7 protein-coding genes are annotated in these 12,089 nt (G+C 22.7%); all 7 read right to left on the bottom strand.

Features of this window, described 5'->3' with window-relative positions; all coding sequences use genetic code 11:
• Positions 1 to 238 precede the first annotated feature (238 nt).
• Entirely contained in the window at positions 239 to 943 is a 705-nt protein-coding gene (locus GBZ86_RS07855) for an OmpA family protein (RefSeq protein WP_152889400.1), read from the bottom strand.
• 15 nt (positions 944 to 958) lie between these two features.
• Positions 959 to 2,386 (bottom strand): hypothetical protein, encoded by a 1,428-nt coding sequence (locus GBZ86_RS07850; protein ID WP_152889398.1) that lies wholly within the window; start codon positions 2,384 to 2,386, stop codon positions 959 to 961.
• A 20-nt stretch (positions 2,387 to 2,406) separates the two neighbouring features.
• Complete coding sequence (locus tag GBZ86_RS07845; RefSeq protein ID WP_152889396.1) at positions 2,407 to 4,440, bottom strand: DUF2357 domain-containing protein; 2,034 nt, start codon at positions 4,438 to 4,440, stop codon at positions 2,407 to 2,409.
• Entirely contained in the window at positions 4,440 to 6,452 is a 2,013-nt protein-coding gene (locus GBZ86_RS07840) for an AAA family ATPase (protein ID WP_152889394.1), read from the bottom strand. The genes GBZ86_RS07845 and GBZ86_RS07840 overlap by 1 nt, the downstream gene beginning before the upstream one ends.
• A 1-nt stretch (position 6,453) precedes the next feature.
• Positions 6,454 to 7,944 (bottom strand): hypothetical protein, encoded by a 1,491-nt coding sequence (locus GBZ86_RS07835; RefSeq protein WP_152889392.1) that lies wholly within the window; start codon positions 7,942 to 7,944, stop codon positions 6,454 to 6,456.
• A gap of 2 nt (positions 7,945 to 7,946) precedes the next feature.
• Positions 7,947 to 11,213: an AAA domain-containing protein gene (locus tag GBZ86_RS07830; RefSeq protein WP_152889390.1), complete on the bottom strand. Its 3,267-nt coding sequence runs from the start codon at positions 11,211 to 11,213 to the stop codon at positions 7,947 to 7,949.
• Between the two features lie 19 nt (positions 11,214 to 11,232).
• The coding region (locus tag GBZ86_RS17095; RefSeq protein ID WP_170272186.1) for a hypothetical protein at positions 11,233 to 12,089 on the bottom strand (857 nt) is incomplete at its 5' end.

The raw sequence follows: 12,089 nt of genomic DNA, 5'->3' as shown, positions 1-12,089 counted from the left end.
CTTATTTGAGTGCGTCTATTTTTAGATATATTTTAACTATAGTTGAAATATATAAAATTATTTTAAAAAATATAGAAAAGGAGCTATCGCTAGCGGATTTTTTTATCCGCTAATGCGACAGCCCCTTATTATTTAAATCTTCTTTACATTTATTAAATATGTTAATAAATCCTTCTTCCTCATTTAAAATCTCATCTTCACTAAATAATTCTTCAATTGAACATTCCATAACTTCACCCTAATTCTCTTTATTTTTATTTCTTTCTTTTATAGAATCTTCTAAATCTCTATTATTAAACACCATTCTTATTTCAATTCTTCTATCATTCTTAGTTGCTTCAACGTCATACTCATCTTTTCCACGATCTCTTTCTTCCTTAGTTTTATAATTTTCAAACTCTGACATACCAGAAGCCTTAAATTTATCTCCATAAAGATTCTCTAACTCACTATTTTCTGGCATAATATTATTTAAAAAACTTACAGCTCTTTCACTTGATAAAGTTCTTCCGTATATAGTACTCCCTGCAAAATCAGTATGTCCTATAATTTCTATATATGAAATTTCATCTTTAATACTTTTATCTGATAAAAGATTTAAAAATATTCCATTTAGCATATTAGCAGTTTTTTTCCCATCTTCCTTTAAATTAGAACTATCACTATCAAAAAAACTTTCAGTCATTATTTCAATTTTTCCTTCATCTCTATTAAATCTCATAATATTACTATCCACATTATTTTTATCTAAATTTTCTTGTATTTTATTATATAAGTTTTCTCTTTTTTCAGCTATATTATCTACAAATATATTAGATATTCCTAAAGATGTAATCATTATAAAGAAAAATACTAAAGTTATTGTGGACATAATATCAACAAAAGATGGCCAATAGCTAGGAGCTTCATTTATAGTTCTATATCTTCTACTTCTTACTTTCATAAAACTTCACTCCTTTTAAAGTGTTTCTTTAGTTACAGCTATCCATTCATTTGTAGCTTTAATTAATTGACCAATATTTGATGTATTGTTACCCATTTCTTGTGCTGCAATAGAAAGTTCTCTTATAGATACATCTAATTTATTAACTATACTATTACTAAGAGAACCCATTTCCTCTTTTAAACTTACAGATATTGATCTACTAATATCATCCTGTAATAATTTTAAATTATCCATAAATTGATTTAATCCACTTTCAAATGTTACATATCCTGTATTTAACTTTTCTATTTGATTTATAAACTCATTACTATTTTTATCTTGTGAAACTTTAACAACTTCCATTATTTCAGTAAAGTTTGTATAACTTCTTTGTAAAAGTTCCTCTTGTATTTTTAATGAATTTGTTACCTTTTCTAACTCTTGCTTGTTAACATCAATTCCACTATATAATAAGTTTAAACTATTATTTAAAGAATCTACTTTGTCAGTAAATTTATTTACACTACTTTGAGTTGCTTTCATTAAATCATCACTTAAAGTGGTAAATTCATATACGGATGCTTTAAACTTATCTACTGGATCTTTAAAGTTTTCAACTGATTGGTTTAAACTTGAAGTTAACCTATCTAAATCTTTTGTATAGTTAGTAAGCTCTTTAACTGTTCCTGTTAAATCAATTGTATTTTTATTTATTCCATTCACCAGTTCTTTAACTCCATCTTGGAATAAACATCTCATATCTTTTGCTAAAGCCATCATAGATATTCTTACTATTTCATTAAAATCTTTTAATTCTGTTTTTAAATATATACCAAATATTACATTATCTAAATAATCTTCAAAACAATCATAAAAGTTTTCTTTAGAACTTTTCATTTTTAAATTTACTGCATTTAAAACCATAGATGCCAAAATTCCAGCTATACTTGTCCAAAATGCACTAGACATATTAACTAAAGGTCCATTCATAGCCTGTGAAAATTGATCCATACTTTGAGTTCCTTCTGCTAATACTCCTGTAGTATTCATTATAGCTATTGTTAATCCTAAAAATGTTCCTATAAGACCTAACGCTATACAAAACGAAGGTAATATATTAGCAATAGCTTCATTAGTCAATGTTTTTTTATCAGTATTTTTTTGTATTATAACTTCTGTATTTACATTTGTAGTTCCTAATTGAGCACTATTCTTAAATTCTTCTTCCATTCTTTTTAATTCATTAATTTTAAGTTCTCTTTCTCCTAATTTTTCATCTTTATCATTTTGATTTTTTTTAGTTAATTTTTCTTCACTATCATTAAAACATTTTAAAAGATAATTATATTTTTTTCCAACATTATTGCTTAATATGCAACCTGTAATAAATAATAAACCTATTAAAATTATTATAAAAATTCCTAATCCACTTTGATTTAAAAACGATTGGATAATATCCATTTAAAAACTCTCCTTTATATTTAATTTATTAAATTACATCTAATACAATTTTCTTTGGATTCTTTATAACATTTACCACAATTATTGCAAAAACCTCCAGAATTAGAATAAAAATCACCATAACATGAACTTAAAGAATTACTTTTAAGTTCATAATCCATGTGATATTTAAGTATATCTTCCTTAGAATTTTTATGCTGAAGTAAGTTTATATTATATTCTTCTACTACATCAATTTTTCTACTATTTAATACTTTTATAATACTCTCCCCACAATTTTTACACTTGTGAATAGCTATACCCATTCCACAGTGTCTACATATAAACATTTCTTCATTTTCTTTTACCAATTTATCATTTTTACAAAAAGTGCAGTAATTTAACATTCCTAAAGTTATTAATTTTTCTCTTAAAAGTTTTTTAAACTTATTTTCAGCATATTTAGAATCAGAAATTGATAATAACATCATTCCTTTTCTCAAATTTCCATACCTATCATAATCTTCATTGCTTATAAAATTATTTCCTAAAGAAGTTAATTTAAAGATAGCTTTTTTACATTCTTCATTTTTAAACTTTAAATCATCTATAGAAGTAAACGAAACTATAAAAGAACTACTTTTATCATCACTATATTTATTATAAAGAAACTCTAATTTATTATCATACTCCTCTTCTATATTTAAAGAAAAATCTGTATAAAATTTTATAGTTTCAAAATTATCCTTACAACTTAAACTCAATTCTATTGGTGCAGTATTTTGCACTTCATTATATAAATTAAATTTAATTTTAAAGCTAACAGTTTCTATTAAGTTTGTCCCTATTATTTCTATTTTATTTATATTTTCTAATATATTATTTTTATCTAATCCTTTTACTTCTCTAACTATAAATCCTAATAGTTCTAAAGAATCACATAATACGCTATTTATATATAAAACATAATTTACAAAACTATTTAATGGTATCTCTATCTTATCTCCTATGTCATCATCTAAGTTTAATAATATATTTTTATATAATTTAAATATTATCAAATACCTCTTATCATATAAAATCTTTTGATTTATTGATAACTTCAAACTCTTTTTAAGCTTTATATTATCATATTTAGCATAAGTTAATTTAAGAGAAGTATAAATTGATTTTAAATTATTAAACCACTCTAAAGATTTTTTATATTGCTTCAATAATAATTTTTTTTCTTCATTTAAATATTCTTTATCATATTCTACTAAAGCTTCTGTTGAAATTCTGCCTTCTAAAATAGAAATTTTTTGCTTTAACATTCTCACTTCATTTTTTAGCCTATTAACATCTCTATCACAACACTTAATTGTTTTATACAGTATAAATTTAATAACTCTATTTTCATAGATATCTCTATTTTCCTCATAAGTTGAAGTTAAAATTTTTAATGGCTTTGGCATTAAAGTACTTTCTTTATACCAATGCTCTGGATGCATAGTAAAATATCTTGCAGAATTAGCATTTAATTTTTTTACTCTACTAGAATCCTTAATTTCTTCCTTTAAAACAAGCTCAACTTTAGGATTAGTTATAATATCATTAGCTAATGATATTATAGTTTTATAACATTCATATCTTTCCTTTAAAGCTCCATAATCCTGTTCACCATCAAAGGAAAATTTTTTAAATAATAATTCTGAAAAATTCTTAGTAAAATTATTTCTCAAAAGTTCTTTTGAAATATTAGCAATTTCATTTAATTCTTCTATTTCCTTTTTATCAAATATTCTACTTTCTTCATTAACTTTTATTCTTACTTTTTTAGAATATCCTTTTAAAAATCTATCTTTAAATTTAAATATAATATCTAAACTTTTCTTATGGCTACTCTTTAATTTATGAAAAACTAATTCTGTACAATCTTTACCACATTTAATAACTTCATTATCAAAATTTATTTCTTTAATAAAATCATTAGATATTATTTTGAATATAGTATCATTTAAATCATAAATTAGCTCTTTATCAAATTCTTTAAAGTCTTCCTTTGAAGAACTTAAATTTTTATATAATAAGAGCATTATCCTTCAATCTCCTTAATTATATTATTTATCTCTTTTATTATGTTAAGTTCATCTGCTTGTTCTTCTGAGTATTTAAAATCTTCCATAAAAGCTAATTTAATATGTTGTTCAAGATCTTTTACTAATTCTATTTGTTCTTCTGAATATATAAATTTTAATTTAGGAATAAACTTAGATACTAATTGTAAATCTAAAGCTTCCTCTTCTTTTCCTTTAGAATTTACATATAAATTTATAAATTCACTTACTTGCTTTATTGATCTATATCCAATAACTTTATTAAACTTATCTTTCATAAAAGAATTTACACTATCTAATATTTTCAAGCTCTTTAAATCAAGATTACCATCAATATAAGCTTCTACAAAGGTATTATATTTAGTATAAATCTCATTATTATCTAAACTATTTTTAGCTAAATCTAAATTACCAACGCTTATAGTACTTGGCAACTCTCCAAAACTAATAACTTGTGCTCTATCAAAGATTTTATCACTAATAGGTGAAACAGAATCATCCTCATTTATAGTTCCTATGAAAAATACATTGTCTGGAATATTAATATTATTATCAACTATATATTTGCTTACTTCTTCATCATATATTCCTACTCCCTCAAAAAGTTCTATAACTCTCTTATCTTCTGACATCCATATCTTTGAGTTAAATTCACTAAAGTAATACTCAACCCTTGATAAATTCATTTCATCTAAAACTACAAAGAAAATTCTTTCTTTATTTATATTAGCTCTTATAAGAGTTCTAGTTAGTTCTGTAGGAATAAATCTATTAGTAAAGTAATTATAAAATCCCATTATATCCTGTTTTGTTCTCCAGTTAGGCTGTACTGGAATAGTTACACACTCTGCTCTTAAATATGTTGATATTAATTCTGGCAATGAACTTTTACCAGTTCCTGAATAACCTTTTAAAATAGTTAATTTTGAACTTTTTATAGATGATAAAAATGTTCTTACTAAATTCTCTTTATACTTAAATCCTGCCTCTTTGCAAAATTGTATAAAACCATTAATAAACTTTTCATCTCCCACATATTTTTTAGGAATTTGTTTTTCATCTAATTTTCTTTGATTATCTATTATTTCTCTAAATATAGCACCTGTGGAATCTTTTCCTGTATCTTTAGAACTCTCTATTCTCTTTAAATATTCTATTTGTGATAATGCTCTATTTAACCTTCCCCTTAATATTTCATTTGTATTTTTTAAAACATTATTTTCATCTTCTAAATAATTTAATTCATTTATTTTATTTTCACGATCAATAATTTTTTTATTTAAATCACTATTTTTACTTTTTGTGCTTATTAGTTCATTATTTAGTTCTTCTAGTGATATATTTTTTTGTAATTCTTCATTTCTTTCAAATAACAAAATCTTATTTTTTAATTCTAAAATTTCACATGATAATCTTTCAATTATTTCTTCTTTATTTTTTAATTCATTTTCTTTTAATTCATTTTCTAATTTTACTTGATATAAGCTTCTTATTTCATCACTTAACTCTTTAATTCTACTGTTTGAACTTTCTACTATTTCATTTGCTTTTTTTTCTGCTTCAATTTCACAATTATAAAGTTTCTTTTTAAATTCTTTTCTTTTTTCCTCTATTTCTTCTTGACGTTCATCTAATTCTTCTTCAATTTTATCTAAATTCTTTTCTCTTATTTTTAAAACTTTTTCTTTTTTAATAATTTTTTCTTCATTTCTTTTAATTTCTTTTTCTTTTTCTTCTAATTCTATTATTATATTATCAACTTCATTTTGAGTTTTAAAAAATTTCTCTTCCTTTTCATTTAATATATTTTCTTTTTCATTAATATCTTCTTCTTTCTTTACTAACAAACTTTCTTTTTCAATAATAATCTCTTCTCTTTTAATTAATTTATTTTTTTCTTCAATTAACTTTTCTTTTTCATCTTTTAAAGCTTTTTGTACTTCTAATGCATATAATTCAGCATTACTATCATTATTTAAATCAATACTCATATTATTCCTCCATTAATATTTCACTTAATTTTTCTACAAAATAAAATAATTCTTCTAGCAATACATTATATTCTTGAAGCTGTCTTTCTTTATGTTTTATTTCCATATCATATCTTAAATCATAATATCTTCCATCCTCAACATTATGAGTTGTATTATTTCTATAAAGCCATAAATCGTTTAAAAAATTTATTAACCTTTCATCTTCTGTAAATAATTTATATACCTTCTTACTATAATCATTTTCACAAAAAAATGGGGCTAAATAAATTATATATAAATAATCTCCTATTGAACCTACAAAAATTGAATTTTGAAGTTTAGATCCTTTTCTAATAATTTTGGTCTTTTTATTAACTATAGTATTAAATATAAGATATTCAGTTAAAACATTGCAAATTTCTTCATCTTTAATTATATAATCTTTTAATATTATTTCTTTTCCTTCTCTACTAGAAATTCCAAGCTTATCAATACAATCCTTAAGCAAGCCTTTAGCAATTTTATCATAAGCTATTATAGGAGTTTGAAAGTTTTTATATAATTCACCCTCACACTCTAAAATTTTACTATAGTATACTGCTTGATTAAATAATTCTACTCTTTCTAAATTACTATCAAAATTCTTATATTCCTCTAAATATAACGCAACTTTTTTTTCGCATACTTCTAATTGATTAAAACAATCTATATTAATTAAACTTTTAATTCTTTTTTCATCAACATTATTCCAAATGTATCTATCAATATATAATGATTTATTGTTATAAGTAAATGGACATTCATACCCTATATTTCCCTCTGGAGTAATAATTGTTTTTAATAATAACTCCCCTTCCTCTTTCAAATTAAAATTATCAATAAAATTAAAATGAATTTTATTATAAGGAATTAGTCCTCCTTCTTTTAACAACTCTAACTCTTTCTTCTCATTCTCATCAATTTCTTTTACTTTAAAATTATCCTTATCTATGTCTATAACTTTATTAATTTTTTTAATAAGATTATCTACTTTACTACTAAGATCATATGCATCAATATTACTCCTAGTTAAAAAATTTAATTTATAACCTTTTGATGCATCAATTTTATGATTTTTTCTAATAGATTTTTCAAAAAGCTCCTCTTTAATAAATACATCCATAAGATTATTATTTACACGATCATATAATGCATAATAATATGCTGCTGATTTATAATCTTCTGATATTTCTTCTATATTGTTGTTTTCATTTACAGTAATTAAACCATTATCTTTTAAATCATCCACTTCAAATTCAAGTAATTTTCTATATTTACTTGGGATTCCAATTGATCTACTTAAATAATCAATATCTAACTTCATTCCTACATCAAGCATCTCCAATATAGTTTGTCCTAAAACATCTACTTTACTTTCTATAAGAGAGTCTTCAAAAACACAAACCTTGAAAAAATATACTGGAATGAATACAGCATTTTCTATATTTTCTCCATATAAATTTATATACATAATTAACGCTCCTCTGTATTACACTTTTCAAAAATCTTTTTAAATAAAGAATTTTTATTAGTATTTTTCATATTAGAGAATATTACTATCAATTTCTTAGCACGAGATAAAGCAACATTTAGTCTATTAGGATTTGCTGTAAAACCTACACCATTACTTCTAACCGTTGATAAGAAAATAATATCTTTTTCTAATCCTTGGTATGAATCTACCGTTCCAATAGAAAGTTCTAAACTTTCTAATTTTAATTTTGAAGCTTGTTTTCTAATATAATCCACTTGAGATTTATAGAATGAAATAATCCCCACCGATATAGGTGATTCATTATTATTTTTTTCATTTAACTCTTTTAACTTATCAATTATTTTTTCACATTCCATTTCATTTATAAATGATCCTGAACTTGTTTTTTTCTCTTTGCCTACTATATCTCTAGCTATTAAAGATTTTCCTGTATATATAGGCGTATCATTAATTATTTTAGTTCCTGTTTTTAAATTTCCATTATAAAAAAGTTCACTAATTAAATCTCCAATTTCTTTATTCATTCTATATTGAGTATCTAACATTATTTTTCTGCTATCTGGCAATATAGAATATAGTCTTCCAAATAAACTGTCCTTTATATATTCATTAAAAAGATTTTCATTAAATGCTTCATCATCTTTAAATTTATTTTCAACATAACTTTCTAACATATGAGGTAACTGCTTATGGTCACCAACTAATATTACTTTCCTTCCATTTATCATAGGAATTAATAAATCTAATGGGTTAGCCCTACCTGCTTCATCTATTATAGAATAAAAATAATTTGTTGTACCTGAGTTTTCACTAAAACCTTTACTTCCAACCTTTTGACAGGTAGTACCTTTTACATCTGCATATTTTCTTAAAATCTCTTCAATTAAAATAGGAGATTTTTTTATTTTATCATTAAAATTAGCCACTACATTATATTTACTATCTTCTAAATACTCTGGTATGCTATCTATTTCTTTATCTATAACCTTTAATATTTCATCTATTATTTCTGTATTATCTATACTTTCAACTTTTTCTTCTGAAGATTTTATTAGCTTTAATTCCCCTATTATATAATCTCTGTGCTTTTTATATTCATTTTCAGTTATTTCTTCAATTATATCGATAGCGCTTATCTGATTTAACCTTGTAATTATATTATCTAAAGTACTACTTTTTAGTTTTCTATTTTGCTTTTTTACATATCTTACACATTTATTTAAAGGAGTATAAAGATCCTCAATAGGATTTTCAAAGCTTTCTGGTAACATATTTATAAATGTATTTTTACAAAACTCGTCATTTACTTTTTCAGTATCTAAAACTTCTAATTTACTAACACTTACTTCACTAAGTACATTTTTTATATAATTATAATTAGCAGTACTTCCATTAAACTCTTTCATTGCTTGAATAGTTTCATTTATAAGATTTATTCTCTCTTCAAAATTTACTGAAAATAATATACAAGATTTAAAAGTTTTAAGTTTATTTTTATACTCTTTTAATTTATTTTCAGTATTATTTGATATATTATTTTCAATATTTTTTGATATATCATTAACTATTTCATTACATATATTTTTCATTGCATAGCTATACTCTGTGCTTCCATATCTGTAAGGAATTATATGTTCATTTAAAAAACCATCTAAAACATTATCTACAGCTAAATTTTGAAATGAAGATATTAATACTTCTTCATTATTTTCTATAGCACTTTTTACTATTTTTCTTATTACTGTAGTTTTCCCTGTTCCTGGTGGCCCCTGTATAATGAAAATATTATCAGTATTTAAAGCACCTTCTACAGCTTTTATTTGCTTCTCATTCATATTTCTCATATCAAAATTTGATAATTTTTTTCTATAAATTAATTCATCAAAGTGATATTTCCCCACTAATATTTTATTTAAATCAGGTAGCATAGTAGCTCCACTTGATAACTTTTTAAATGCAAAATCTCTTCTCTTTTGCATGACTTCTGAAGGCAATGTATCAATGTTTAATATTCCTTTTTTGGGTATTACACTTTTAACTAAATCATCTTGAATATTTATAGTTACACTTTTCTCACTAATACTTTCAATAGATCCTAAACTAAATCTTTCTCTATTTGATGCTTTAGTTTGAACAAAAGCTCCCACTTTATTTTGCCATGTACTTAAATCTTCTATATAGTCATCACTTACTCTAAATGTATTTCCATCAACTATATCCTTATATCTAAGTTCATGTACAATTTTTTTCATCTCTTCTAAGGCTTCTTCTTCAATAGCTCTATATTTATTCATTAATACAAAGAAATCTTCATTTTCTTCTTCTGAACCATTTAAAATATTACTAAAAAATTCACTGTTTGATATATCCATATTATTCAAATCATCAATATCTATATTTTGAATTACATTTATATCTTTTTTACTTCTTACTATTGCATATATTTTGTTTTTAGAATTTTTTTTGCAATAATTCTTTACAATTAAAGAACCATTAGAAAATGAGCAAAAATATTTTTCATCCAATAAATGTAAAATAAAATTATCTTTTGTTTCATTATTTCCATCATTTTTTGATATAAACATCCAAATTTCTCCATTTATACAACTACCATCTATTATTTTTCTTCTTATTCTTTTAAAAATATTTTTATCTTTAGCATTTACACTTATGTTAAATGCATTATCTAATTTATCTATTTTATTAATTGAATATATATATACATATCCTTCTTTCATTACTAAAAAATCCTTATTAACATTTATAGATTCTATAGTATTTTTATGTCTCGTATTATTAACTTTACCTATTATTTCATCTTTATAATAAACTAAATATTTTTCTTCTTCCTTTATAATAGATACATTTAAATAAATACCTTTTCTTAAGGTTTCTACTTTTATTCTTTTTTTATCTATAAAAGGCATTTTATCTAATTTCATATCTATATAACTTAATTCTATTAATTCACTTGTCCAATAAAATTCATCACATCCATCAGGAATTTTATTATCAAAATAACCTCCTATTTCCACAGTTCCTAAATTTTCATTTAAGATAGCATTAAAAATCTTATTATTTATTTTTATATATTTTTTATCTTTGTATTTAACAAATATCACTTTTTTTACTTCATTAAATTTTTCTTTTTCAATATCTGATTTTATATTAAATTTATAATTTAAATTTATAATTTCAAATTTTTTATTTAAAGATTCATTTGTTGTTAACTCATTTAAATTCAAATCTTTATTCACTCCTATCTTAATTAACAAGATTGTCTATCTTTTTAAAATCTTTTATTATATCTTCATTTGAATTTGGTAAATCTATACTATATAACTTTATTTTGTTTGATATATTTTCCACTAATTCTATTAATTTTTTTATATTTCTGCTTATCTTTATGCAATTTCCTTCTTTTACACTATTATTTAAATCTATTTTAAAAATTTCAAAACTATCAAATTCTTTCTGCAATACTGCTTTTAATCCTTTATCTGTTTTTGCAATAAATCCTAAATTGCTACTTAAAATACTTAATGCCGTTGCAGAATCTATTTTAATATCTATTTTCTCTTTCACAGTTAAAATTTTAGCTTTTTTCTCTTCTTTAATGGAATTATTTATTTTCAAATTTAATTCATTTATTTCTTTTTCTAATACTTCAATTTTTTTCATATATTCTTTTTCTTTATTATTAAACTTATTTTTACTTACTTCTAATTCTTCAATTATTTTTTTACATTCTAAATTTGCATAGGACAATTTTTTAACTTCTGCCTCTTTTTTCTGTATTATTTCTTCATATTCATTTTCTAAATCTTTCATTTCACTTTTTATATTAATTTTATAATTATTAAACTCTATTTCTTTTTCCTTTTTTATTTTAGAAAGTTCTAATGTTAATTCTTTAATTTTACTTTTATCATTAAAATTAACTTGGAAAGCTTGTTTTAATTCTGCATCTTTTTTATATACTATATTTTTAATTTCCGTTTCTTTTTCCTCTAACATTTGTTCATGTTCAGTTTCTAACTCTTCTATTTCACTTTTAAAATCTAATTTGATTTTATTAACTTCATATTCATTTTCTTTTTTCCCTTTAGACAGTGCTAGAG

Origin of the sequence: Clostridium tarantellae, assembly GCF_009295725.1 — a bacterium.
Classification (GTDB): domain Bacteria; phylum Bacillota; class Clostridia; order Clostridiales; family Clostridiaceae; genus Sarcina; species Sarcina tarantellae.
The sequence above is the reverse complement of the archived record's forward strand: the minus strand, read 5'-3'. Positions and strand labels throughout refer to the sequence as shown.